Origin of the sequence: Pedobacter sp. ASV28 (genome assembly GCF_016428855.1) — a bacterium.
GTDB lineage: Bacteria > Bacteroidota > Bacteroidia > Sphingobacteriales > Sphingobacteriaceae > Pedobacter.
This window is the reverse complement of the sequence record NZ_JAELTN010000011.1, coordinates 44,402-71,392: the sequence shown is the minus strand read 5'-3', so window position 1 is coordinate 71,392 and position 26,991 is coordinate 44,402. Positions and strand designations below refer to the sequence as shown.

The window sequence follows — 26,991 nt, the reverse complement described above, 5'->3', positions numbered from 1 at the left end:
GATGGTGAGTACAATACAACAGGGAGATATAATGATGAATTTCAAGCCCAAGAAATTTGTGGTTTGGTTATTTGTGGTATCCTCTACTATTATGTTTGGAGGGTGGACCAGTTACTACTTGGTTTTTTCGGCCTCTAAGGGCAAAGGCCATGGCTTGGTTTTGCCAGATGCTTTTATTTATAGTACCATCGTATTGGTGCTGAGCAGTGTATTTCTTTTTTTAGCCGCAAAGTCGCTAAAAAGAGGAGATAGAAAGCAGCAACAAGTATTCCTTTGGATCACGTTTGTACTTGGGTTGGTTTTTGGCTTTTTACAGTTTCAGGGATGGTCTGGCTTATATCATACGGGAGCGGCATTAGTGAATAATAATGCGGCCATATCTATGATTTATGTGGTTTCGGGTTTTCACTTGTTGCACATCGTTGCAGGTTTATGCTTAATTCTGAACAGTTTGATAGGCAGCTACAGAAATGTATCGCAGGAAGTAGCCACTTATCGTCAGGATATTGCCTCAATTTTTTGGCATTTTATAGATATATTATGGATATATCTGTATGTTTTTTTACTTTTGAACAGTTAAATTTTTTAACAAACTATTATACTAATATTAAATGGATTCATTATCGAAATTAGACCAAGTTAAAACAACACCATGGGCTGGTGGTCGTTCACCATGGTCAGTAGAATATGGCAAAATAATGATGTGGTTCTTCTTACTGTCAGATGCCTTCACATTTTCGTCATTGCTGGTTTATTATGGAGCACAAAGATTTAGCAAGTTTGCTTGGCCAGATCCAGATTTGGTTTTCCAATCTATACCTGGATTTGCAGATCATGGCTACCCACTTGTTTTTGTTGGTATAATGACTTTCATCTTGATCATGAGTTCTGTAACAATGGTTTTAGCTGTAGAAGCAGGACACAGAAGATCTAAAAAAGAGGTAATTTGGTGGATGGTTGCAACCATTATAGGTGGTTTGATGTTCTTGGGCTGCCAGGCTATTGAATGGACGCACTTACACCACGAAGGTTTTTGGTGGGGAACTAACCCTGCTTCAGGTTTAAAAGAGGAAGGTGCAATTAAAGCGGCCTTACAACCATTTTTTGATGGGGATATTTCTTTTGTCTCGGCACAACAGTTTGCCAATTTGTTCTTTACCATTACCGGTTTCCATGGTTTCCACGTATTTAGTGGCGTGGTCATCAATATCATCATCTTATGCATGGTTATTAATGGAACCTTCGAAAAACGTGGCCATTATTTAATGGTCGAAAAAGTAGGTCTATACTGGCACTTTGTAGATTTGGTATGGGTATTCGTATTTACATTCTTCTACTTGGTTTAATATAGCTTTTATATAAAAAATATTCTATGTCAGCACATCAAACACATACAGACGATCACGCTCACGAAGCGCACGAGTCAATGTCAAAGAGCAAAATTTGGAAAGTATTTTTCATCTTGTTGTTCATTACCGTAATAGAGTTCATTATCGCCTTATGGGCCATTCCTGGACACCACATGTCACAACATGTAGGAAATTACGTATATATTGCCTTAACCTTGTTAAAAGCCTTTTATATTGTGGCATATTTCATGCACTTAAAATATGAAAAGCTGGGCTTGCAGTTGTCGTTAACGGTATCGTTTATATTTATTATATATTTTATAGTATTAATGCTTATTGAAGGCGGTTACCTTCACTTGCATATGCCAAAAGTATAATGAAATAAATATATACGGATGAAATATAATCCTATAAAAAAGGTCTTGATCCTGGTAACCATTCTAGCGGTTCCAGGATTTTTGTATTATTTACTACAGGATAAAGGAAAGAACAGATATAGGCCTTTGCCTATTTTTGGCCAGAAACAGGTAGCCAATACTTTTCATTCAGTAAGGGGAAAACAGATACCAGATACCATTTACCATGAAGTTGCAGACTTTAAATTACTGAACCAAAATGCAGATACCATGTCTCTGTCCAAATGGTCCGGTAAGATATTGATCGTTAATCTTTTTTATACCAGGGTAACATCAGATGGGGCTAAAGTAGCACTAAAAGCCATGCAGGGCTTCAAGGACATCTACCAGAAAAATCAAATGGTCCATTTGGCTAGTCTTAGTGTCGATGTTAAACATGACCAAGTTCAGCAATTGTCAAGTTATGCTAAAGCAATAGGGGCAAATAGCAATAAGTGGGATTTATTAACTGGAGATAGCACTCAGGTTAATCAACTTGTTAAACAAGGACTATTATTGGATGCTAGCGAATCGCATGCTGCGAATGATAGGAGAATTGTCTACAGCGATAAGATTGTGCTACTAGACACCAAGCATAGGATCAGGGGATTTTATGAGGCTACCAATCAAGAAGCGCTCTCTAAATTAGATGATGAGATTAAGGTGTTAATTGCAGAAGAACTAAGAAATATTAAAGACGGCAGGTAGGCGAATAAAGAGAAAAGATTAAGGAATAAAGATGGATAATATCAGCAATAACGTAGAGAATACAATCGAGCAAAAGTATAATAAATGGATAATCATCCTTTCTGTGGCTATACCATTGGTAGTGGCTTTGCTATTTGGAGTTAATTTAAGAAAGTTAGGTTATGATGTTCAGCCCTTATCCTTTCTTCCTCCAATTTATGCTGCCATTAATGGAATTACTGCGGTTGTTTTAGTGGTAGCAGTATGGGCCATAAAAAATGGAAAGAGGAAGTTGCACGAAAATTTAATGAAGTTTGCCATTGTACTTTCTGTACTTTTTTTGGGAATGTATGTAGCGTATCACATGACTTCCGATTCGACCAAGTTTGGTGGAGAGGGAGCCATAAAATATCTCTATTATTTTATTCTGATTACACATATTTGTTTGTCTGTGATTATTATTCCATTTGTGTTGGTAACCTATGTTAAAGCTTTGGCCCAACGTTTTGATAAACATAGAAAAATAGCCAAAATTACTTTTCCATTGTGGTTATATGTAGCAGTTACGGGGGTAATTGTTTATTTGATGATATCGCCCTATTACAATCATTAGGAATATTCCTAATGATACGATAAAAAAATAGATCCTTTTGTCTATTAATTTTGTATTATTGAAGTGACATTAGCTTATTAATACGAGGTTCTATTTAATGGATGTTGTACACATAGAAACGGGGAACGATTTGGTCGCCTTAATTAAGAAAGGTCATACCTCGACGTTTACCCAATTCTACACCTCTTATTTTCAGAAGCTTTTATTGGCAAGTAATAAATACATCAAAGATACGCAAGCCTCAGAAGAGCTGGTACAGGATGTTTTTCTTAAGATCTGGGAAAAGCCAGATCACCTTTATGAGGTAAAATCTGTGAAATCCTATTTATATCGGACAGTGATAAACTCCTCAATTAACTACATCAACCGACAAAAAAATATAGAGCAGCATCATCTAAAAATAGCTTCGGCATTTACAGACGATGACCTGACCGAACTTGACGAGGAGAACGAAATGATTGTGCTGGTAAGGAAAGAGATTGAAAAACTTCCTGCACAGTGTAAAAAAGTTTTTATGTTGAGCAGATTTGATGGGTTTAAATACAAAGAAATAGCCAATCAATTAGATATTTCTGAAAAAACAGTTGAGAACCATATTGGTCATGCACTTAAAACACTAAGACAGCGGTTTTTGGTAGATGAAACAATGAATAAGAAGGGCAAAAATTTTTTAATGCTCCTTAATTTGTTCTTGGGTTGAAGTATTTTGGTACTTTTTAGTGCATTTGTACTTTTTTTTATTTTTTTTCTAAAACAACTAGGGGTTTTTTAAAGGTCGATTGTCTTAGACCTGTACCAACAACAAACACCTAATCAACTAAATGCTTAACCCATCTGGATATCTAGACGTAATTGTTCGATATTTAAACAATCCACAGGATGAAAAACTTCATGCTGCCATCACTTCTTTTAGGCAGGAGTCTGCGGCCAACGAAAAATATTTCGTTGAAATCAAAAGCATTTGGGATCTATCCTCTAAATCCGCACAACTAGATTTGGTGAATAAGAAAGAGTTGGCGCTTAAGCTTGAAAAACAATTGCAACAACTTTCTCCTAGAAGTGGAAAAGCTAAGTTTGGGTCAAGTATAACCCCATTCGTACGCTGGGCTGCAGCTGCTGTTATCTTTTTAGGGCTATCTGTCTTGTTGTATACCTATTTAGCTGATGAAAATAAGCAAAAACAACATACCTATGCTTCTGATGTTGCTCCAGGTGGCAATAAGGCCATATTGACCCTCTCTGATGGTCAAAAAATTTCATTGAATGATATGGACAATGGCGATATAGCCAAACAAGCTGGAATAGCGGTTACAAAAACTGCTGATGGACAACTTATTTACGAAATCAAATCGATAGAGGGGGCAGACATAGACCATTCCCTGTCAGAGATGACCAATACAATTTCTACCCCCCGAGGAGGGCAATGGCAGGTACGCTTGCCAGATGGATCGATAGTTTGGCTTAATGCAGCTTCATCTTTAACGTATCCCCTAACATTTAAAGTAGGTAAACAACGCAGAGTAGAATTGATTGGAGAAGCCTATTTCGAGGTGGCCAAAGATAAAGAGCACCCATTTGTGGTACATACGGCAAAACAGGAGGTGGAAGTTTTGGGGACACATTTTAACATCAATAGTTATCTGGATGAGCCGATAACCAAAACAACCTTGCTGGAAGGTAGTATCCGTGTAGCAGCGAAAGATAGCCATAATGCAAAAATACTTAAGCCAGGAGAACAATCCATGGTTTCTGCAAATGGCATAAATATTAGTGAGATTGATGTAGAAGAAGCTGTAGCCTGGAAAAATGGGTACTTCATGTTTAATAACGAAAAGCAGGAAAGCATCATGAGAAAAATCTCCAGATGGTATAACGTAGAAGTAGAATATGCAGATCCCTTAGCAAAAGAAGTAATGTACTATGGAAGCATAAGCCGTTTTGAAAAGGTGTCTCAGATCTTAAGAAAGTTCGAACAGACAGGGGAAGTACGATTTGAAATTAAAGGCAATAAAATTACTGTTTATAAAGAAGATAAAAAGGATTAACCAACCTTTAGAAAGACAATAAATAAATCAAATTCAATAAACTTAAACCAAACAAACAAGACATGAAGAAACTTCGACTCAATCTTTAGATGAATAAGGGTAGGAAAAATAGAAAGGGATTGCTTGCGACGCCCCCTTTCTGTACATCTGTTTAACCCTTCCGATAAATCGGTCATTAATTGAAAAATCAATTATTTTCTTGGATCAACTGCGCAGCACTATTCATTGCTTAAACGATTTAGTGTTGTGCGTAAAAAAAACAGACTATCAAATGTATAGAAATTATACTAGAATTTTATGTGCGCAACCTGGCTACATACCTAAATTATTATTAATTATGAAGTTAGTTACGGTTATATTGTTTACCTCGCTACTGCAGGTAAGTGCTGCTTCCTTTGGCCAAAGGCTTACATTAAATGAGAAGAACATAACCATAGAGAAAATGGTTAAGGAAATCAGAAAACAGGCAGGCTATGATGTACTTCTCTCTACAAATAAAATTAAGAGTACATCAAGGATTGATGCAAATTTCAATAATGCTACCATAACAGAAGTTATGGAAAAAATCTTAGCCGGTAAAAATTTAACTTATTCCATTGAGGATAAAACCATACTGATCAAACCAAAGGAAAAATCTATGCTGGATAAGATCATAGATTATTTCGTTGACATTAAGGTTACGGGAAAAGTAAAGGATAAAGAAGGACAGGCAGTACCTGGCGTTAGCGTAATTATTAAGGGGACTACAACAGTGGTCGTAACCAATGATAAAGGTGAATATCAGCTTTCAGTACCAGAAGGTGCTACGTTAATTTACCGTTATATTGGTTATAAATCGGTAGAAATGCCAGTAGAAGGCAGAACTCGCATTGATGTGTCATTAGAAGAAGATGCCAGCGAATTAAAAGAGGTAAATATTGTCTCTACAGGTTTCCAAAATATCAATAAAAAACTATTTACTGGTGCCGCAACAAGTATAAAAGGTAGCGATGTAAAGCAGGATGGTGTTACGGATATTAGCCGTATGCTGGAAGGTAAAGTAGCTGGTGTTTCGGTACAAAATGTATCTGGAACATTTGGTGCAGCTCCTAAGATAAGAGTACGTGGAGCTACTTCTATTTCGGGAGAAAATAAACCACTATGGGTAATTGATGGCATTGTATTGGAAGATATTGTCAATATATCTAATGATCAGCTTTCCAGCGGTGACGCATTGACCTTGATAGGTTCCTCTGTGGCAGGCCTTAATGCCGACGATATTGAAGATTTTAGCATCTTAAAAGATGCATCGGCCACAGCACTATATGGAGCAAGGGCTATGAATGGCGTAGTGGTAATTACCACCAAGAAAGGGAGAGCAGGCAATACAAAGGTAAATTACAGTGGTAATTTCTCCAGTTTCTTAAAACCCAGTTATGATAATTATAATATCATGAACTCGGCAGATCAAATGTCGGTATATGCTGAGGTTGCTCGTAAGGGCGGTTTAACAAGCAGTATTGTGAATGGAGTATCTGGAGGTGTTTACACTAAAATGTGGCAACTGATCAATACCTACAATTCGGAAACTGGACAATTTGCCGTAGAAAATACACCAGAAGGTAAATCTGCATTCTTGAAAAGATATGCTTTGGCCAATACCGATTGGTTTGATATTCTATTTAAAAACTCTTTTGTACAGGAACATTCTGTTAGTATATCTTCTGGTTCCGATAAATCAACGCATTATTTCTCTTTGGGTTATTATAATGACAATGGATGGTCAATTGGCGATAACGTTAAACGTTACACCATGAACTTAAGAGGCGATTACAATATTTCCAATAAAGTAAGTGCAGGTATTCTGGCACAAGGTGCCTTTAGGCAGCAAAGGGCGCCAGGTACACTTGGCCGTACAAGTAATACCGTAGAAGGTAAATACTCCCGTGATTTTGATATTAATCCATTTAGCTATGCCCTAAATACCAGTCGTACCACCACAGCTTACGACCAAAATGGAAATCTGGAATATTTCAAGCAAAACTATGCGCCTTTTAGCATCATCAATGAGCTGGATAACAATTATATCGATTTGGATATGTTGGACCTGAAGGTACAGGGTGAATTAAATTATAAGTTTATCAAAGACTTTAATTTTAAGTCAATAGGCGCAATTCGTTATGTAAAAACCACTAGAGAGCATAAAATTACCGAATTTTCTAACATGGCTTTGGCCTACAGGTATGCGCCCAATAGTACTATTGCCAAAATCAATAGGTTTTTATATAAGGATCCTGAAACTCCTGAAATTACCGATCCAATAATTACATTACCAGAGGGAGGTTTTTATAATAGAAGTGATGATAACCTATTGAACTTTAACGTACGTAACCAAGTAGACTATAATCATACGTTTGGTAAACACCAGGTAAGAGGTTTTATTGGTCAGGAAATAAAATTTTCTAATAGACAGAATAGTTGGAGCAATGGTTATGGTTATCAATATGACAAAGGAGGTGTGCCATTTACCGATTATAGGATTGTAAAAATGCTTCTGCAAAACAACTATGATTACTTTGGCATGAGTCAGCTCTATGATAGATATGCAGCATTTTTCCTTAATGGAAGCTATGCTTATAACCAAAAATACATCATTAATGGAACATTCAGATATGATGGTAGTAACCGTTTAGGGGCCAGCAAAACGGCACGTTGGTTGCCAACCTGGACCGTGAGCGGTGCATGGAATATAGATGAAGAAGACTTTATAAAGAACATTAGCAAGATTTCGTACATGAAGGTAAGGGCTGGTTATGGGCTAACCGCTAGTATGGGTAGTGCATCCAACTCGTCAATTGTATTGACCAATAACAAAACACTCCGTCCTAACTTATCAGAAGTAGAACCTCGTATCGTATTGAGTGGTCTGGAAAACTCAGAGCTCACTTGGGAAAAACAATATGAGGCCAATGTAGGTCTAGACGCGGGCTTGTTCAATAGCCGATTAACATTTAGTCTTGATTATTATAACAGAAAAGGATTTGACCTGATTGGTAATGTACGTACCTCTGGTATTGGTGGCCAATATACCAAACAGGCCAATTACGCCGATATGAAATCACACGGTTTTGAGGTCACCATTGGAGGTAGAATAGGTGGAGGTAACCAAAATTCATTATCCTGGTCGCCATCTTTTACTTTTGGTTACAACAAAAACAAAATTACCAATCTGCAGACCACACCACGTATTTATGATCTAATTATACCTGAAGGTGGGGCTATGCAAGGTGGAGCAGTAAGAGGTCTGTACTCTATCGATTTCCAGAAACTTAATGGACTGGGCGTACCTACATTTATTGATGAAGAAGGTGAAATTACGAGCGACGTATACGTGCAAAGTCAGGTTACAAAATACCTCAAGTACGAAGGACCAGTTGATCCTACCGTTACCGGGGGCTTAACCAATAATTTTAAATACAAAAACTTCCAATTTACTTTCTTTGTCTCTTATCAGGCGGGTAACAAAATTAGGCTTAACAATGTATACTCATCAAGTTATTCGGATTCTGACGCCATGCCGAGGGAGTTTCTAGACCGCTGGACCTTGCCTTTGGACGAGAATTATACAAATGCTCCTTCATTAGCAGATTACCTGTTGAAAAAAGACCTTAGCGGAACTTATCCTTACACGGCTTATAACTATTCAACAGCAAGGGTGGCAGATGGGTCATTTGTTCGCTTGAAGCAAGTTTCTGTTATGTACAATTTGTCTAATAAATTAAATAAGAAGTTAGGCTTAAGTAATGCTTCCATTAAACTTCAGGGAAACAACATCTGGTTGATCTATGCAGATAAAAAGCTAAAAGGACAAGATCCAGAGTTTTTTACCTCTGGAGGTGTAGCGATGCCCATACCACAGCAGTTGACATTATCATTAAAAGTTGGAATTTAATTTTTTGAAGGAAATGAAGAATATTATTTTATACATGTTTGTTTGCATTGCTGTATTAGGTACAGGTTGCAAAAAATATCTAGAGCAGGCACCAGATCAAAGAACGACATTAAACTCTCCAGAAAAGGTGTCAAGGCTTTTGGTAACGGCTTATCCAAGGGGTAATTATGTATTGCTGACTGAGGCCATGTCTGACAATATCTTGTACATAGGTCCGCCGGCTACAGAATATGTAATTACACGTGATGCATATGCATGGAAAGATGTCGAAGAGATCAGCCAAGACTCTCCTGTTTACTATTGGAACTCTTGCTATACAGCTATTGCGGCTGCCAATCAGGCTTTAGATGCGATAGCCAAAGCTGAAGATCCACAGAACTATACTGCACAAAAAGGAGAAGCATTGGTAGCTAGGGCTTATGCACATTTTATGCTGGTTACCTTTTATTCAAAACCTTACGATGTAGCTACCGCTGATACAGATATGGGAATACCATATGTTACCGAGCCAGAAAATGTGGTTTTCAAAAATTACGAACGTAAAACAGTAGCCTATGTATATGAGCAGATCGGGAAAGATCTCTTGGAAGGTATTCCTTTAATTCAGGATAATAAATATACGGTTCCATCATATCATTTTACCAAAAAAGCAGCTTATGCCTTTGCTTCAAGGTATTACCTGTTTAAAAAAGATTATCCAAAGGTAATAGAGTATGCAAACAAAGCTTTTCCCGCAAATGATTTTGCAACAAGTGCACGCCCTTGGAAGTCGTATGCTAATATCTCGGGATCTTCTAATGTGGCTATGGCCTTAACATCGGCTACCAATCCCGGAAATATTTTGATTGCCGAAACGGTTTCTAGGGCAGCTAGCCAATATGCCAGAAATCAATATGCAATGTCGCCAGCTAGATTTGATGAAATAAGGATGCCTTTGGGTATACAGTTTACCGCTTACAAATCTTATTCATATGATGGTGGAGCTTATTACTTTGTGCCGAAACACTATGCCCACTTTGTGAGGACAAGTATCAATGCAACTACTGGAACTTATTACAATATGCAGGTGTTGTTTACTACCGAAGAAGTGCTATTAAATCGTGCCGAGGCTTATATTTATGAAGGACGCTATGCCGATGCGGTTAAAGATTTCAATACCTTATTGAGCGTGCGTCTAACTACTTATACCGAAAGTGCAAATGGCTTGACCGATGCAAAAATAATGGCTTACTATGCTTCTACAACCACTGACAAACGAGTGGCCTATGTCAATGCAGTTTTGGCCATGAGACGGGCAGAGTTTATATCGGAAGGAATGAGATGGTTGGACATTCTGCGTTACAAGATGTCGGTAACGCATAGAGATAAAGATGGCGTTGCACATACTTTGTCAGCTAATGATAACAGAAGACAGTGGCAATTGCCGGAAGAAGTTACATTATCTGGCGTTCCTTTAAATCCACGTTAGAATTAACCAGTTTAAATTATGAAGAAAATAAACATCATATTGTTTGCAACGACCCTTATGTTATTGGCCAGCTGCAAAAAGACAGAAAAATTAGATAGGGAGATTGTGGGGTTGGGAGGTGATACTTGGACACAAACTGCATTAGATGTTTGGCTGTACAATAATTTTACTAAACCCTATAACCTTAGCGTTAAATACCGATGGGATGGAACGGAATATGATAATAGCAAAACGTTAGTCCCACCAAATTTAGAAAAAGTACAGCCTTTAATGGAATTGGTTAAAAGCGCATGGATAGATGCCTATACTGGAGAAGTAAGCCAGAATTTCATTAAGATATATGCACCTAAAAATTATATATTGGTAGGTAGTGTAGCTTATAATAGTAATGGAAGTTATACGCTTGGCGAAGCCGAAGGGGGAACAAGGGTTACGCTGTATAATGTCAATAACTTTACTACAGAAGATCGTGCAGTATCCAAAAGGATCTTAAAAACCATACACCATGAGTTTGGACATATTTTGCACCAAAACATCATGTATCCCGTAGAATTTTCAACCATAACTCCGTCAGGTTATACGGCAGATTGGAGCAGTACTTCGGGCTCGGATTATGCAAATAAAGGCTTTATTACCCAATATGCTCAAGCCTCACCTAATGAAGATTTTGTTGAAATGATAGCCATTATGCTGACCGAGGGCAAGCTTGCCTACGAGGCGCTATTGGCCAGTAATACCAATGCGACTTCAGTTGCAGCAATAAGGGCTAAGGAAGCTATTGTAGCAGCCTATATGAGCAGTGTTTGGGGCATAAATATCTATACATTGCAAAACCGTGTGCAGGCTGGACTGAATGCAAAATCACCAGATAAACCCACTACCTACCTAGGGGTTGGAAAAACTTATACACAGGTAGCCGTAACACCCGATGCAACTCCAGGGATGTCGGCCGACTTTATGGCCGCTTACGATGCCGCAAAAATTGCCCTTAATGGTTATGGAGGTAGGGCGATCAATAACTTTTCATTAGTTTATACTACGGCTGGACAGGCAATTTTAAGGGTTAATTATAGTTTTTCTGGCACCAACTATACGGCTAATTTCACTTATAATGTGGCTACAAATACTGCAGGCAATATTACATTGACATTGGCAAGTACAGACGCCTTTGCTGCTGCCATTGCAAGTTATGTGACGCCTTTAACTAACTATTTAACACAGAGTCAATTTACCTATAAATTTTTCTATAGTGCAGATTACAAGAGCATTTATGTAGGCTTAGCAAAAACCAACAATAGTGGCTCATATTTTTATGGAACAATGGGCAATTAAACAAAACAGGTTATGAAAAAGATTTTATTGTACATGATGCTAGCTATAATAGGATTTATAGCGGGCTGTAAAAAAGATACCGATCCAATTTTTGATGATCCGGATACCCGATTGGCAGCGGAATTGAGCGCAGATCAGGCTAAGCTGCTCAACGCACCAAATGGCTGGAAAGCCATGATTTATCCGAAAGGAGGAAAAGGATTTTTCTATTATTTTAAATTTAAGGCCGATGGTTCGGTAACCATGCTTTCCGATTTTAATACCACGACGGCCAGAGTACCAATGGATGCCACCTACCGTTTAAAAGCATTGCAACGGCCAACATTGATTTTTGATACCTATAGTTATATCCACTTGCCCTCAGATCCTAATGGGGATATCAGTGGCGGAACAAATGGAGTAGCATTGGCATCCGATTTTGAATTCGCATTTGTGCGTTCCACTGCAGACAGTCTTGTGTTTGAGGGAATATTCAATAAAAATGCATTTAAAATGGTAAAGCTGACAGCAGCAGAAGAACAGAATATTTTATCTGGAGCGATAAGCACATTTATTAGCGAATCAACACCTTATATTACCAATAAAATATTGTATATGATCTTGGATGGCAAACAAGTGCCAGTATCGTTAAGTGCAGGTACCAAGGTGTTCTCCATTTCTGGAAAAGTAAGTTCCGTATTCTATTATGGTCTGGATGTGCTGGAATTGGGTACGCCTATTAAATATGGAAGTTATACCTTTGACAAGGTATACTGGGATAAAACAGAAAAATATTTCTATGCGTTAAAAGGAACTGAACGAATTAAGATAGAGATCTCCCCAGCGCCACTTGTATTGGATACCGATCCAGCATTACATACCGTTTTAAATACAAGATGGGCATCATTGAAAATAAACATCGCCGATTTACCTGATCTTTCCACTGATTTCCTAAGTAAGTACAATGCTGCAAATGCGAATATGAATGGCTATGGAAGTCGCTATATCGAATACATTACCGTATTATTCGGTACAAATAATCAGATTACCTTGGCGGCCAGATGTCGTAATCCCGCTAGCCCTACTTCAACCTATACGGCTAACTATGTCTTCAACATGACATTGAATAGTACAACAGGAGTAGCCACCTTTGTTTTAGATCCGGCACAGGCATTGGGAGCAGGATTGGGTAATTCTAATGCAAATTCGTTTAAGACTTATTTGAAGCCTTTAACAGATTACTTTGTTGCTAACAGCTTTAAAATAGCTTATATCTCTGCAGGAGCACCTTCAGGTTCTACAGTGGGAGCCTTTTTGGGGGTGAGTAATCCAAATACTTTCTTTTATGGCGTATTGGGGCAATAAATATTCATAGAGCTTTAGGCACATATATCCATACCCAGGAACATTTCTTGGGTATGGATACCCTTAAATAAAGGCTAAATATACATTTGACTAATGGCGATTACCTACTGGGAAAATAATTCTCGGCAATGTGGTCGTTCCAGATGGTTGTGCCTATTGATATCTAATTCAATAGAAATGTTGAGCCAGATTTAAGATCAATATATCAACAAGAAACCAACCTAATCAATTCACTAAAACTTAAACGTTATGTACAAAAACTTTTACTTTAAACATTTTTTCAAGAAAGGGCTGCTAACCTTTGGCCTATTATTTGCATTCTGTATTGCCAATGCACAATCACTTGTTTGGAAAAATTCGGTAACAGGAACTTCTACTTCGGCTAATGGTAGGGCACCGCAGGCCTCTCATAGGTATACCCGTACCGTTTACCTGGTGGCCGCTGGCGAATTATCAGCTGGAGGTATTGATGCGGGAAAAGTGTTAAAGGCCATTGGCTTTAATTATAATGCAGCGAGCACAACTGCGGCAGTTGGTACTCTTAAAATTTACCTACAGAATACGGCCGATGTTTCCTATAGTAAAGGTACTTCATGGGCAACAGCCATCAGCACGATGACAAAGGTAAGCGATGCTGCAGCCACTATACCTACCGCAGCTACGGCAAATTTTGTCTTTGAGAATGGAAATACTTTTACTTATACTGGTGGAGCCATGTATGTTGCTTTTGAATGGCTTAACCTAGAAGGCACCTTAGGGTCATCCAAGACGGCTTATTGTAATAGTTCTACAACCAATACAGGTGCCGTTGATGGTTTGTATTCAGCTTTTTCTACCAGTGGTACTACGCCATCAGATAATATTTCTTCTAATAATTTTCGTCCAGCTACACGGTTTGCTTATGAATTGCTAAATAATGATGCAAAGGTGTCTAATATCTATGCCATGAGTACTGCTCCCGTAAATGAAGGAAAACAAAATATATCGGCTAGAATAACGAATGAGGGCATAAATCCCATATACAACCTTAACGTTACGCTAACCATTAGTGGTGCAAATAGCTTTATAAACACCAAAACAATCTCATTACCTGTTGAGACCCCAATAGAAAGTGGCGCTGGATATAATATTAACTTTGATGAATTTATACCTGTTAACCAAGGCCATAATACCATTACGGTAACGATTAATGGTACCGATGATGATAACTCCAACAATACGGAAAATGTAACGCAAGAGGTTATACTTGGACTATTTTCATATAATTTAGGTACAGTCATTAGCAGTAATGGAGGCTCAAGCAGTCAAAACTATAAATATGCAGTTAAATATACGGCCAATGGAACGGTGTACCCTAGGGCAGCACGGTTTCTCCTATCCACCAATGCAACCGTAGTAGGTCACCAATTAAAGGCAAATTGGTATAACGCAAATTGGGAATTAATGGGCGAATCAGAGGTTTATACGGCCATAGCGGGCGACCAGGGTAAATTAGTTACCCTTTATTTTAACGAAAAAAATGTACCTGTACCTAATATAGGTGGTAGTACCGATTTTTACGTCAGTATACAACTGGTATCAGTTCCTCCCGATGATCCCGCGAGTAACACTACTCCAAAGGCCAAACTTGCCGTTTATTTTATGGGCCGCCAAAATGAATTAGAAACGCCTGCTATGGCGGGCACATACTTTTCCGGTGTTACCATTACGCCACCAACAGGTCTGGCCGCTTCATCAAGTAAACCCACAATAGAGGCAATTACTACATTAGCCACACTCCCTGTAAACATCAGTACTTTTACGGCAAAACTGAATAATGGTAAGGTAGCGCTTCACTGGACAGTTGGTACAGAAAAAAATGTAAACCATTATGAAATTGAACGCTCCTCAAATGGTATCGATTTTGTAAAAGCAGCTCAAGTTACAGCAAATGGTGCTGCAATTTATAACACTATAGATGACAAGCCAACATTAGGAATAAACTATTATCGTTTAAAAGGGGTAGACAATGATGGGACATTGAGCCCTTTCAATGAATTAAGAGTGATTAAGATAATGTCATTAAATGCAAAAGAAGCTTTGGTTTATCCAAATCCAATTGTAGGTAGTACAATTAATATTGGTCTTTCGGGTTATACCAAAGGCGCTTATGCCTATAAGTTAACCGATGTGTCAGGTAAATTGATACAAAAAGGTAGTTTTGCCAATAGTGGATCAGAAAGTAGCGCTATTATGGTAACTAATGGACTGCCTGCAGGCACTTACTTGCTGCAGATTATAAATGGTAGGGAAATTATCCAATCTAAGCTTATTAAACAATAGACCAAACAAACACCTAAACCGTCATATCGTTAGATATGGCGGTTTTTATTATTGCTAAAACCATTCACATGCCGATCACATTTTTTACAAAAGGTCAATTTGTAGGCCGAGTTACTTTCTTGCTAGCACTATTAGGCATGGCATCATTTCATAGTTCTTTAGCTCAAGAGAATATATCCGCTAAAACTAATGCTACATTTTTAAAGAAAAATGGGAAAGACTTGGCAGGATTTATGAAAAAAGAAAAAGATAGGGCTTGGAAAATGGCCAAAAAAAAAGGTTGGCCAACATTTCAAATTACCCAGCAAGGTAGGATAGTGAATTTGGTGGGTGTCGATGATTTTGGTTTACCTATCTATGAGGCAACCGAGAATGAAACCGCAGCAGGAACAACACGTGCCAATAAATTATATACAGGAGGAGGATTGGGCCTTAATTTAAGTGGCAGTACGATACCTCATAATAAAATAGCCATATGGGATGGCGGTTCAGTTTTAGCTACACATCAGGAATTTGCAACGTCTAGGATCGTAGTAAAGGATGGTTCCGCTACCTCTTCACATGGAACGCATGTTGCCGGAACAATTGCCGCAGCAGGAATATACAGTTTGGCTAAAGGAATGGCCTATGGCTTGCCTAATTTATTATCATTTGATTTTGATGGTGATAATGCCGAAATGTCTACTTATGCCCCCGATTTATTATTATCTAACCATTCTTATGGCGTAGTTGCCGGATGGACACAAAATAGCGATCAGGGAAACCGATGGGAATTTCGGGGTAGATGGGGAGAAAATGAGGATTATAAGTTTGGCTACTATGACAGTAAAACCCAGGCCTGGGATAATATTTGTTACAATGCACCTTATTACCTACCATTAAAGTCTGCGGGGAATTACCGAAATGATAATGGGCCTGCAGTAGGATCTACCTATTATAGGTACAATGCCAGTGGTACGATGGTAAATGCCGGTACGAGGCCAACGGGAATTAGCAGTAATGATGGTTATGGGATTATCGGTAATTATGGTACCGCCAAAAATATTCTTACCGTTGGCGCCGTAAATGGGTTACGATATGGTGCTTCTACACCAAGCGATATTGTAATGTCAACGTTTAGTGCTTGGGGGCCAACAGACGATGGCCGGATAAAACCAGATCTCGTGGCCGATGGGGTCAATCTTGTCTCTACCACAAATACAGGTAATGCAAACTATGCCACTTCTTCGGGTACCTCTATGTCTGCTCCAAACGCAACAGGAACCTTGATACTTCTTCAGGAACTTTATAAACAGCGTAAAGGAACCTTTATGCGTGCTGCAACCTTAAAAGGATTGGCTTTGGCTACCACAAGTGAAGCAGGTTCTTCACCTGGTCCCGATTATAGGTTTGGTTGGGGTTTGCTAAATGCCGAAAGGGCAGCAAAAGCCATATTGGATGATGGAACTACGAGTATGATCTCAGAACGTACCTTGAACCAGGGAGAAACACAGACGATCACAATAGTGGCATCTGGAAATGGACCTTTGGTAGCCACCATTTGCTGGACGGATCCTGCCATTACACCAGTGTCAACGACCAATGCCTTGAATAATACCACACTAAGGTTGGTAAATGATCTTGATACTAGAATGAGTGATGGAACGACTACTTTTTATCCATGGGTATTGGATCCGGCAAATCCAGCCATGGCAGCCACAACGGGCGATAACTTTAGGGATAATGTGGAACAGGTCTATATTGCGGATGCCGTTCCGGGCAAAACATATACCTTTACGGTTAGCCATAAAAACTCACTGCAAAGTGGTGCACAGGCTTTCTCGTTAATTATGACAGGTATTGGAGGTGCGGTCTATTGTACATCTGCCCCAAGCTCCAATGCAGACTCTAAAATCATCAATTTTAGCTTGGCTAATATTAACCATACCCCTGCTACAACTTGTACTGCTTATGCCGATTATACAGCCCAGACCATAGAATTGGAAAAGGGTAAGCGCTATAACTTAAACCTCTCTATGGGTACATGTGGGGCTAATTATAATAAAATAGCAAAGGTATTTATAGATTGGAATGGTGATGGCGATTTTGATGATGCAGATGAAACTGTGGCCACTAGCGGTATAATAAATGGAGCGGATACATACTCAACATCGATAACCGTTCCTGCTACAGCTATTGCCGATCATTTTTCTTTGTTGAGGGTCGTATTGGTAGAAACTACTCTACCTAACGATGTAACAGCTTGCGGAACTTATCCAAAAGGCGAAACCCAAGATTACAGGGTGAAAATTTTACCAGCAAGCCTTAATGCACAAATGCTAGCTATATTAGATCCTTTGGTAGGCGCATGTGCAAATGCAGCTCAAACAGTTACGGTAAAAGTTAAAAATAGGGGTGCGCAAAGCATGGCCAACTTACCCATAACCGTTACGGTTAAGGAGGGGGAAAATGTGGTCACCACTTTAATGGGCACTTACAATGGAAGCCTGAGCCCTGCTGCTGAAGGAACGGTTATTTTGCCGGGTTCTTTTAACGCCGAGGCAGGTAAAACCTATACTATAGTAGCGAAAATCAATCTTATTGGCGATCTTGATTCTACTGATGATGAGATCAGCAACCAGGTGCAGATAGCCTCGGCACCGCTGTTGTCGAATACAAGTTCTGCCTATTATTGTACTTCATCTAGCACCTATACATTGTCGTCGGGTGGAAATGGAACGATATTCTGGTATAAAACCCCTACAGATACGGCACCAATTGCATTTGGAGCTACGACAACCACAACAGTCGCACCTACAACAAACCAATCATATTATGCTGGATTGAATGATTTTACAGCAACTATAGGTCCTGCTACGAAATACCATAGTGATATGGGGAGTGGTGCTGGCGCTTATGGCCAACATCCGTATAATGTGTATGTCACCGCATTGGCTCCTATGGTGATAGAAAGTGCCAGATTGTATGTTGGTACATCGGGAATGGTGACTTTCTATGTGAAGAATAGCGCAGGTATGGTGGTGTCTAGTAGCAGTATTAGTGTGACTAGAACAAGATCATCAGATGGAACAGACAATGATACAAATGATCAGGGACGAATATATACGTTAAACCTTATTATTCCTTCGGCCGGCGACTATACCCTGTCTGCTACTTATGAAGGCGGTGCTACTTTGTTCAGGTCAAGTGGTGGAGGTGGTAATATACCTTATCCCTATAAAACCGCAGCAGATATTTTTGCCATAACCGGACAGAGTGGAAGTACGTCTAGCCCCAAATCTTTTTATTACTTTTTCTATGGAATGAAAGTGAAGGCATTTGGCTGTGTGGGAGCAACTAGGCTACAGGTTCCGCTAAGTAAACCCGAGATTACAAGAAATGCGGAAGTGTTAAGTTCGAACTTTACCAGCGGAAACCAATGGTATTTAAATGGTAATCCAATTAATGGAGCCGAAAATGCTACACAGGTTTTAACCCAAAGTGGAACTTACACGGTTAAAGTTACCTTAACTGGCAGTTGCGTGGTTACTTCTGATCCTTATATTTTCGACATGACTTCATTACCTGTAAAACTTATAGAATTTTCTGCCAAAAAGATCAACAGTGGAGTAGCCTTAAGGTGGTCAACGGCAACAGAAATTAACAACAACAGGTTTGAAGTGGAGCGGGCAGGAGAAGATAGGCTTTTTGTTAAGCTGGGAAGTGTGGCTGCTAAGGGAGCTGGGAATTATCTTTTACTAGATAAAAACCCACTGATGGGAAATAATTATTATCGCTTAAATCAAATTGATAATGACGACTGCTCTTTTAGCTATGGGCTATATGTAATTAAATTTGATTTACAAGACCAGTTGAGCCCTCTTCATATCTATCCTAATCCTGCCAAGGGATCTTTTAAGGTAAAAATGGAAAGTGCAACCCCAGAAAGTTATTATGAAATTAGGTTGCTCAATTTATGGGGACAATCAGTGGCCATCAAAAAAGTGTTGGGTATAGAGCTGACTAATGGACACAAAATCAGCATAACAAATTTGATGGGCACTTATATCTTGGAAATTCGTGATGTCACAGCTGGAAAAGTAGTAGCTTGGGATAAATTGATTTCCTTGTAAAGAAAGCCCTTAACCAACCATTAATAAGAGGTCTCCAAACATTAGAATTTGTTATTTCCGTAAACAGGCAAAATAGTAAATTGCCTCAAGGTTTTAGCTCATGCTGCGATGGCAAATTAGATTTTTGGATACCCTCTTTGCTTTTAACCGTCATTGGTCATGCTTAATTTTCATGAGATCGTAATATTCTTCTTTACACGCTTTATTAGGTTAAAAAATGTTAATTTTGTAACGATGAAAAGAATAGTTTTGTTCGCTATATTTTTTGCGGTTTTAACCTTTAATCAGCCTAGTGCAAGCGCCCAATGTTCAATGTGTTCTGCAAATGCAGAAATGAGTGTTAAAAATGGCAATACACAAGGTAAAGGCTTAAATTCCGGTATTTTGTACTTATTGGCCATCCCTTACCTGTTGATTTCTGGGGTGGGCATTTTATGGTATGTCAACTACCGTAAAAAGAATAATGTTTCTTCCTTACATCCGGGCAAATAATAAGCGCCTACTAGCCAACAGGTCGTCAACTTCTATTAGCTAATCACCCATTAATTTGTTAAATTGGCCAACTGCAAGCTTGAAATAGCAAATTTGAACTGGTATGCTAAAAAAAACAACTTTTTCTTTTCTTAGAGAACTTTCGCAAAATAACAACAGAGAATGGTTTGCCCAGAATAAGCATCTATACGAAGAAGCTAAGGAAGATCTTTATGGCTTAATTGAGGTGCTGATTAAGGACTTTTCAGCGATAGATCCAGCGTTTTCTGCTGATACAGCCCCGAAAAAATGCTTATTGCGTATCTATAGAGATATACGCTTTAGCCCCAACAAGGCACCCTACAAGAAAAATTACGGTATTGCTTTCGATGTTAAAGGATACGGACCCACTACACCCAGCTATTACCTACATCTGGAACCGGGAAACTGTTTCTTTGGAGCAGGATTTTGGATGCCCGAAGGCCAGGTGCTAAAAAAGATAAGAGAAGAGATCGATTATAACGGAGAGGAATTTCTGGGAATAATCCAGGCTAAATCTTATCAGGATACCTTTACCCTTAGTAAAGAAGATACATTGAAAAAAGCCCCCAAAGGTTATGAAATAGACCACCCGATGATCGAGTACCTTAAATTGAAGAGCTTTATCTCTATTTATCCTTTAAAAGAAGAAGACTTTTACAAAAATAATATCGTTGATAAGTTGAAAACTGCTTTTGAGCATATTCAGCCCTTCATCTTATTTTTGAGAAAAGCCGTAGATCAATAAATTAAAATACACGAATGAGAAAAATTAACCTATTAGTCGCCTTGTTTTTGTTGATGGCCACCCTAAGTTCATGTGTGGTACTTTCAACAAAGAAATACAAATCTTTATTGGCTAAACAAGATTCATTAAATACCGGATGGAACGAATCACAATCACAGAATGAAAGCTTAGAACAACGTATCAAAAGACTAAAGGCAGATACTGCTGCGCTAAATGGCCAATTGGCTAGCCTGAATGAGAAATATACAGACTTAGAAGGAAACTATGCCAAACTGCGTAGCAATAGCTCTTCTGAAATTAATAAGCTGGCAGGCGACCTTAAAAAACGTGAACAACGTTTAAAAGAAGTAGAAGAGGTCTTACGTAAACGTGATGAGGCCACTAATCAGCTTAGGGCTAAGTTACAGGAAGCCTTGTTGGGATTCACCAAAAGCGGTTTAACGGTCGAGGTTAAAAATGGTAAGGTTTATGTATCCCTAACGGATAAGCTTTTGTTCCCTTCTGGCAGTATTGTTATAGACGAAAGGGGCAAACAAGCACTAACCCAACTGGCGGAAGTTTTAAAACAGCAGCCTGATATCAATATTGCTGTAGAAGGGCATACCGACTCGCAAAAGATCACAAATCTCGGACAGATCAAAGACAACTGGGACCTAAGTGTATTGCGTTCAACTTCGGTAGTACGCTTTTTAACAGATGAGCAGAAGGTAGAGAGTGTAAGGATGACAGCTACTGGTAAGGGACAGTTCCAACCTTTGGCGGAAAATAGCACCGCAGAAGGACGTAGTAAAAATCGTAGAATTGAAATCGTCCTTTCCCCAAAATTGGATGAGCTATATAATTTAATTAAGCAGTAAGGTTAGTCCTTCATTGCGAGGTACGAAGCAATCTTACAAGGTAATAATTTGCTTAAGATTGCTTCGTACCTCGCAATGACTGAAAAAGTCCCATTCAAGTAAAATTAGTAGAATCGCATGTTGGTGGGGCGCCCACACTAACATTCAGATCATGATTATATTCTATCTGAATGACGAATTATGAAGGGGGTACCAAAGAACAGTTCTTCCTATTGCAAATATTGTGACGGACTTACGCCAGTTACCTTTTTAAATGCCACAAAAAATGCACTTCGCGAAGAGAAACCGGCTTCGTTGGCAAGCCCCTCTAGCGTAAGGTTCTTCCATTCTTCAGAGGCTATGCACGCTTTGATATATTCAATCCGGTAACCATTAATAAAATCGGCATAGTGTTGTTTGTAATGGTGTTTTAAAATGTATGAAAGATGGTACGGTCGCATTTTTAATGCCATTGCCAGTTCGCTTACCGTATAGCCTTTTGTTTTAAAGGCTTCTTTTTTACGGATATAGAAATCTATCTTATGGGCATGCTGTGTTATAAGTGCCGTATTTAATGGTGTTTTCCGTTCCTTATTTGTTAGTTTGGAGGGCTCGGACATATCCTCTATGGCTCCACCCCCGGGCAATACGCCTACCCTCGGGATACCGTACAGGATATCGGGCCTGCAAAACAGGAAACCAATTAAACTGGTAATCCCAATGATTTGCACCAGAAGAGACCCACTTCTAGCTACCGTAAAAGGTGCGGTTTCTTGGTTTAGCCTTAGCCATATTTGTACACACATAATGGCGAGCCCGCCATATATAAAGGTATTGAGCAAAGTAAACGATAACAGCCAACTTTTTAAGCTGCCAAAGGCAGATAATTGCTCCTTTTTAAATATCCTGATGATGAGTTGCCACTGGAAAAAAAGGTAGATAATGCCCTGTATCCAGCGTAGCTGAAAGTGCCAAAATGCCGGTACAAAGCCCGAACCTAACTGATAGGACAAGTTCATGTTATTTGCTATGGCCTGTGCCACGGCCTGCTTAGTTACGGAATCGGCAAAATAAAATGGAAGTAAATCAATAACTGCCAATAAAGCTGGTATAAAGTATAGCCAGTCGTATTTCCTTAGCTTAACTTCATCAAACAGCACACACCTTGTATACAGGTAGCAACAGGGCGGTATAAGATAGTACAAGGGAGCGCCAATACGGTAAATGCCCGGAATATGGCTAATCCAGCCGGTAATAATAAGAAGGTAGGTAAACCCGTACCATCCCCATGAAAAAATAATGATGCCCAGCAGCAGGCTGGTATTGCGGTTATACTTTTTACGGTTGAAAAAGAATAGCAGGCTACAGGCAAAGAAACTTGCAAAAATGCCTATTATGACCAAGATGTCATAAAGTTGTATGCCAATTAAGTCCATATTAACGTTAATGAGATGTTGTTTTAGTAAGGTGTTTGGTATTGCGATAGCTATCGCTCAATTTGGGCCAAAGTTATCTAAAAATTAGGTTCGGTCATAGTTTATCTTCTTTCTGATATCTAAAGAAACTGGCTATTGCATTTATATGGAGTAAACCTGAGATGTGGTTGGTTGTGAAATAATTGCCCCCATAAAAGGTGGTTGGGCCAATTGTTTTCTCATAAAAATTTCCTGTGTTTGTTTGTTGGCGTGGATAAATTTGCCCATGTGTTGCATTTCTTGTTCTGATTTTTAAAATCAACACAACTTTATGCACCTTAACTTAATCATAGAGATAGCCAAAACATAATTTTGGCTATCTCTATGATTAACATATACTAAACAACCACGTAATTAATCTCTAATTCTTTATAGTTATGGCAGCACTATATAAAATCAAAACCTATCTGTATGATAACCTCTTGACCAAGGACATCTCCAACGATTACATTGCCCGCACTGTGAGCGAGCGCTCGTTGAACGTGAAATAAATTTGTGAAGAGGCCACAAACCGTGGCGGTGCGGATGTACCGACCACAGCCATGGAGCATGCCGTAGAGCTATTTCTTAAAGAGATGGCCTACCAGTTGTGCGATGGCTTTTCTATCAACACAGGTTACTTTACCGTATTGGTGCCAACAAAACAGAGAATAATAATTAGTAAACAGATAACAACAAGAATGATGATAATAAAACTACAACCATTACAACCTCTACCTTACATCATGCTGCTAGTGGTTGCGTTGTGCCTATCGGTAACAGCAGGGGCGCAAACCATTACCCCAACCGCCGGCATAGTTTACGTAAGGCAAACTGCCCTAGGTACTAAAGATGGCTCATCGTGGGGCAATGCCACTGCCGATTTGCAGGGTGCCATTAATGCTGCAGGTGCAACGCAGGTATGGGTGACCGCCGGCACCTACCAGCCTGACGCCACATCATCTTTCAAGATGAAAAGCGGTGTAGCCATATATGGCAGCTTTCCGGATACAGATAACCCCGTTATGAGCGACCGTATGCTTCCCTATCCGGGAGGGGCTGGTGCAGGCTCTATACTAAAGGGTAACGGCAACAGTGTAATCAGCAACAGCAGTGTAAACAATACCGCCCTGCTCGATGGCTTTACCATAACCGGTGGAAATGCCACTATCGGAGGTGGTATATATAATTATGCTTCATCCCCGGTTCTTAGAAACCTTATCATCACCGCAAATAAGGCTGCCGCTACTGTCGGCACACCTGCTGGTGGCGGCATGTACAATGTCAGTTCCTCGCCAAAGCTTACCAACGTTACCATTAATGGTAATACGGCTGTCGACGGCGGCGGTATGTATAATCATCAATCATCCCCAATACTTACCAACGTTACCATTAGTGGTAATACGGCTGCCGATGGCGGCGGTATGTATAATTATTACCAATCATCCCCAACGCTTATCAACGTTGTGGTTGTCAACAATACAGCTAACGGTACTGGTACCAGTGGTAATGGTGGTGGCATGGTTAATCAATATAATACACTTCCAAAGCTTATTAATGTTACCATAAGTGGCAATAAGGCTAATACTCAGGGTGGTGGCATGTATAATGATTTTGGGGCAAAGCCCGCAATACAAAACAGCATCATATGGGGCAACACCAAAGGCAGTAGTACTACTAATAATATATACAACAATACCTCCAGCAATGCTAGCATCCCAACATACAGCTACAGCCTTATACAGGGCAGCAGTGCAGGTTGGACTAATTTCGGTACCAATAATGGCAATAACCTAGACTCTAACCCCGCTTTTACCAATACCGCCACAGGCGATTACAGCCTTAAGAGCACTAGCCCCGCCATAAACAAGGGCAGCAATAGCGTTTATACCTCTAATGGCGGAAATATAGCCACCGATAAAGACCTTGCAGGTAACCCAAGGGTATATAACGGTGCCACCATAGATATGGGTGCCTACGAATATCAGGTGCCAATTGTCCCATCGGCGGCTGGCATAGTTTACGTAAAACAGAACGGAGCAGGCACTAAAGACGGCTCATCTTGGAGCAACGCCATTGCCCAACTGGCTGATGTCCTAAAGGCTGCAAAAACAAATACAGCTATTAAACAGATATGGGTAGCCCAAGGTACATACAAGCCCCTGTACAGAGCCGATAACCTTTCGGGACTAACACCCACCGACCCAAATAATGCCTTTGTACTGGTGCAGGGCGTAAAACTGTACGGCGGTTTTGCAGGAACAGAAACCAACATAGCAGCACGCAGCTGGAAAGACCAACCAACCATATTATCAGGAGATTTGGACAACAGCAACAGCCTAAACAATTCCGATGCCTACCATGTTCTGGTTGGCGTAGGTTATAATGGCGTAATCATAGACCAAAACGTAGTGATAGATGGCTTTACCGTATCGGGCGGTAATGCCATCGGAAACGATGATATAACGGTAAATGGCATTAGTCTGAGTCGCAACAGCGGCGGCGCAATAAGCTTGGTTATGGCCAGCCCCAGTCTTTCCAATATGAAATTCGAGGGCAATAACGCCTACAATGGTGGTGCCGTGTCCAATTATAGTACGGCGAGCCCTAAGTTTGAGCACGTGCGCTTTACCGGCAATACTGCTACAGGTACAGGTGGGGCAATATTTAATGCACAACAGTCTGTCCCAAGGTTTACATCAGTAGAAATCAGCAGCAATACCGCAGGTATACAGGGTGGGGCAATAGCCAACATTAACAGCGGCAACCCCTCATACCTTACCAATGTACTGCTTGCAAACAATAACGGCGGCGCACAGGGTGGTGCCATATATAACTATGCTTCATCCCCTATATTAACCAACGTAACTATTGCTGGCAATACCGTTACCACCACAGGTGGCGCGATGTACAACGATGGTGGTTCTTCTCCAAATTTACTCAACAGTATAATATGGGGCAATACCGCAAGCGGCGATGCAATAGGTAATGTGGCAAATAAGAACACTGCCAATGACAAGCCGGTATATGCCAGTAGCCTTATACAGGGCAGTGGTGGCAGCAACAATTGGGATACAGCTTTTGGTTCCGATAACTATAACAACCTTGATGCTAACCCGCGATTTGCCGATGCCGCCATAGGCGATTATACCCTAAAAGCAACCAGCCCTGCCATAAACAAGGGCAGCAATAGCGTTTATACTACTAATGGGGGAAATATAGCTGCCGATAAAGACCTTATAGGCCAACAACGGGTGTACAACAACGGCACCATTGATATGGGTGCCTACGAATATCAGGGCGAGCGAGATAGCACCCTGCCCGTAACCTTGCTAAGCTACACCGCTAAAGCCAATGGCAACCACGCCCAGCTGCAATGGCAGACCACCAGCGAAAGCAATAACAAAGGCTTTGTAATTTATAGGGCAGGCCAGAACGGCGAGTTTGTACAGATAGGAGAGGTGTCGGCTACAATGCAATATACCTTTACGGACAAAACCCCCTTAAACGGTAACAACTACTACAAGTTGGTACAGGTAGATAACGATGGGAAGAAAACAGATTTAGGCATTAGAGCAGTAACCTTTAGACTTCAGCCCTCTGCCTTTAGCTTTTATCCCAACCCAACAGCCAACATAGCCACCGTAGCTTTTGCTCCCGGTACTTATACCCAATTACAAATCACAGATGTAAACGGTAAGGTATTGCAGCGCATAGTGATAAACCCAAGCGAGGGCAGCAAAGTGGTTTCGCTAGGTGCCTACCCAACGGGAATATATATGTTTAAACTAAGCGGTAATAACATAAATGACGTTATAAAGATAGTGAAACAATAAAAGTCCAAC

Annotated in this window: 18 protein-coding genes; 17 read left to right on the top strand and 1 reads right to left on the bottom strand. The window is 39.8% G+C overall.

Translation table 11 applies throughout. The annotated features are described in order from the left end of the window. The first annotated feature begins 1 nt into the window (after position 1). The 16 genes from JHD79_RS05835 (at position 2) to JHD79_RS05760 (ending at position 21,713) form a co-directional block, all read left to right on the top strand. Positions 2–580, top strand: coding sequence for a cytochrome c oxidase subunit 3 (locus tag JHD79_RS05835; protein WP_199118273.1), 579 nt, complete (start codon positions 2–4; stop codon positions 578–580). A gap of 31 nt (positions 581–611) precedes the next feature. Beyond that, positions 612–1,346: a cytochrome c oxidase subunit 3 gene (locus tag JHD79_RS05830; RefSeq protein ID WP_199118272.1), complete on the top strand. Its 735-nt coding sequence runs from the start codon at positions 612–614 to the stop codon at positions 1,344–1,346. 26 nt (positions 1,347–1,372) lie between these two features. Beyond that, positions 1,373–1,726 carry a cytochrome C oxidase subunit IV family protein gene (locus JHD79_RS05825; protein ID WP_199118271.1) on the top strand — a complete coding sequence of 118 codons (354 nt, stop codon included), beginning with the start codon at positions 1,373–1,375 and terminating at the stop codon, positions 1,724–1,726. Positions 1,727–1,744: 18 nt separating this feature from the next. After that, positions 1,745–2,452, top strand: coding sequence for an SCO family protein (locus JHD79_RS05820; protein WP_199118270.1), 708 nt, complete (start codon positions 1,745–1,747; stop codon positions 2,450–2,452). Positions 2,453–2,483: 31 nt separating this feature from the next. Continuing rightward, positions 2,484–3,044, top strand: a complete 561-nt coding sequence (locus JHD79_RS05815) for a DUF420 domain-containing protein (RefSeq protein ID WP_199118269.1) — start codon at positions 2,484–2,486, stop codon at positions 3,042–3,044. Between the two features lie 97 nt (positions 3,045–3,141). Continuing rightward, a complete protein-coding gene (locus JHD79_RS05810; RefSeq protein ID WP_199118268.1) occupies positions 3,142–3,744 on the top strand; it encodes an RNA polymerase sigma-70 factor in 603 nt (200 codons plus the stop codon). A 121-nt stretch (positions 3,745–3,865) separates the two neighbouring features. Then, a complete protein-coding gene (locus JHD79_RS05805) occupies positions 3,866–5,089 on the top strand; it encodes a FecR family protein (protein WP_199118267.1) in 1,224 nt (407 codons plus the stop codon). Between the two features lie 337 nt (positions 5,090–5,426). Next, complete coding sequence (locus tag JHD79_RS05800) at positions 5,427–9,020, top strand: SusC/RagA family TonB-linked outer membrane protein (protein WP_233164586.1); 3,594 nt, start codon at positions 5,427–5,429, stop codon at positions 9,018–9,020. Between the two features lie 13 nt (positions 9,021–9,033). Then, positions 9,034–10,488, top strand: coding sequence for a RagB/SusD family nutrient uptake outer membrane protein (locus JHD79_RS05795; RefSeq protein WP_199118265.1), 1,455 nt, complete (start codon positions 9,034–9,036; stop codon positions 10,486–10,488). 18 nt (positions 10,489–10,506) lie between these two features. Next, positions 10,507–11,820, top strand: a complete 1,314-nt coding sequence (locus JHD79_RS05790; protein ID WP_199118264.1) for a putative zinc-binding metallopeptidase — start codon at positions 10,507–10,509, stop codon at positions 11,818–11,820. 12 nt (positions 11,821–11,832) lie between these two features. Next, positions 11,833–13,164 (top strand): DUF4302 domain-containing protein, encoded by a 1,332-nt coding sequence (locus JHD79_RS05785; RefSeq protein WP_199118263.1) that lies wholly within the window; start codon positions 11,833–11,835, stop codon positions 13,162–13,164. Positions 13,165–13,413: 249 nt separating this feature from the next. Next, the gene (locus tag JHD79_RS05780; RefSeq protein ID WP_199118262.1) at positions 13,414–15,486 is read left to right on the top strand and encodes a T9SS type A sorting domain-containing protein; all 2,073 of its coding nucleotides are present in this window, start codon (positions 13,414–13,416) and stop codon (positions 15,484–15,486) included. A 68-nt stretch (positions 15,487–15,554) separates the two neighbouring features. Beyond that, a complete protein-coding gene (locus tag JHD79_RS05775) occupies positions 15,555–19,598 on the top strand; it encodes a S8 family serine peptidase (RefSeq protein ID WP_199118261.1) in 4,044 nt (1,347 codons plus the stop codon). Positions 19,599–19,832: 234 nt separating this feature from the next. Further along, complete coding sequence (locus tag JHD79_RS05770) at positions 19,833–20,090, top strand: hypothetical protein (protein ID WP_199118260.1); 258 nt, start codon at positions 19,833–19,835, stop codon at positions 20,088–20,090. A 103-nt stretch (positions 20,091–20,193) separates the two neighbouring features. Beyond that, positions 20,194–20,856, top strand: coding sequence for a DUF2461 domain-containing protein (locus JHD79_RS05765; protein WP_199118259.1), 663 nt, complete (start codon positions 20,194–20,196; stop codon positions 20,854–20,856). Positions 20,857–20,870: 14 nt separating this feature from the next. After that, positions 20,871–21,713, top strand: a complete 843-nt coding sequence (locus JHD79_RS05760; protein ID WP_199118258.1) for an OmpA family protein — start codon at positions 20,871–20,873, stop codon at positions 21,711–21,713. A 209-nt stretch (positions 21,714–21,922) separates the two neighbouring features. Here the strand turns inward: JHD79_RS05760 and JHD79_RS05755 are convergent, their stop codons facing one another. Beyond that, complete coding sequence (locus tag JHD79_RS05755; protein ID WP_199118257.1) at positions 21,923–23,128, bottom strand: AraC family transcriptional regulator; 1,206 nt, start codon at positions 23,126–23,128, stop codon at positions 21,923–21,925. A gap of 581 nt (positions 23,129–23,709) precedes the next feature. On the opposite strand from JHD79_RS05755, the gene JHD79_RS05750 reads away from it, so the two are divergent. Next, the gene (locus JHD79_RS05750) at positions 23,710–26,982 is read left to right on the top strand and encodes a choice-of-anchor Q domain-containing protein (protein ID WP_233164585.1); all 3,273 of its coding nucleotides are present in this window, start codon (positions 23,710–23,712) and stop codon (positions 26,980–26,982) included. The last annotated feature ends 9 nt before the right edge of the window (positions 26,983–26,991 follow it).

What these genes read in the sequence shown, in the direction of transcription:
- JHD79_RS05835 (WP_199118273.1), top strand. Translation starts at nt 2, where the DNA reads ATGGTGAGTACAATACAACAGGGAGATATAATGATGAATTTCAAGCCC.
- JHD79_RS05830 (WP_199118272.1), top strand. Translation starts at nt 612, where the DNA reads ATGGATTCATTATCGAAATTAGACCAAGTTAAAACAACACCATGGGCT.
- JHD79_RS05825 (WP_199118271.1), top strand. Translation starts at nt 1,373, where the DNA reads ATGTCAGCACATCAAACACATACAGACGATCACGCTCACGAAGCGCAC.
- JHD79_RS05820 (WP_199118270.1), top strand. Translation starts at nt 1,745, where the DNA reads ATGAAATATAATCCTATAAAAAAGGTCTTGATCCTGGTAACCATTCTA.
- JHD79_RS05815 (WP_199118269.1), top strand. Translation starts at nt 2,484, where the DNA reads ATGGATAATATCAGCAATAACGTAGAGAATACAATCGAGCAAAAGTAT.
- JHD79_RS05810 (WP_199118268.1), top strand. Translation starts at nt 3,142, where the DNA reads ATGGATGTTGTACACATAGAAACGGGGAACGATTTGGTCGCCTTAATT.
- JHD79_RS05805 (WP_199118267.1), top strand. Translation starts at nt 3,866, where the DNA reads ATGCTTAACCCATCTGGATATCTAGACGTAATTGTTCGATATTTAAAC.
- JHD79_RS05800 (WP_233164586.1), top strand. Translation starts at nt 5,427, where the DNA reads ATGAAGTTAGTTACGGTTATATTGTTTACCTCGCTACTGCAGGTAAGT.
- JHD79_RS05795 (WP_199118265.1), top strand. Translation starts at nt 9,034, where the DNA reads ATGAAGAATATTATTTTATACATGTTTGTTTGCATTGCTGTATTAGGT.
- JHD79_RS05790 (WP_199118264.1), top strand. Translation starts at nt 10,507, where the DNA reads ATGAAGAAAATAAACATCATATTGTTTGCAACGACCCTTATGTTATTG.
- JHD79_RS05785 (WP_199118263.1), top strand. Translation starts at nt 11,833, where the DNA reads ATGAAAAAGATTTTATTGTACATGATGCTAGCTATAATAGGATTTATA.
- JHD79_RS05780 (WP_199118262.1), top strand. Translation starts at nt 13,414, where the DNA reads ATGTACAAAAACTTTTACTTTAAACATTTTTTCAAGAAAGGGCTGCTA.
- JHD79_RS05775 (WP_199118261.1), top strand. Translation starts at nt 15,555, where the DNA reads ATGCCGATCACATTTTTTACAAAAGGTCAATTTGTAGGCCGAGTTACT.
- JHD79_RS05770 (WP_199118260.1), top strand. Translation starts at nt 19,833, where the DNA reads ATGAAAAGAATAGTTTTGTTCGCTATATTTTTTGCGGTTTTAACCTTT.
- JHD79_RS05765 (WP_199118259.1), top strand. Translation starts at nt 20,194, where the DNA reads ATGCTAAAAAAAACAACTTTTTCTTTTCTTAGAGAACTTTCGCAAAAT.
- JHD79_RS05760 (WP_199118258.1), top strand. Translation starts at nt 20,871, where the DNA reads ATGAGAAAAATTAACCTATTAGTCGCCTTGTTTTTGTTGATGGCCACC.
- JHD79_RS05755 (WP_199118257.1), bottom strand. Translation starts at nt 23,128, where the DNA reads ATGGACTTAATTGGCATACAACTTTATGACATCTTGGTCATAATAGGC.
- JHD79_RS05750 (WP_233164585.1), top strand. Translation starts at nt 23,710, where the DNA reads ATGGAGCATGCCGTAGAGCTATTTCTTAAAGAGATGGCCTACCAGTTG.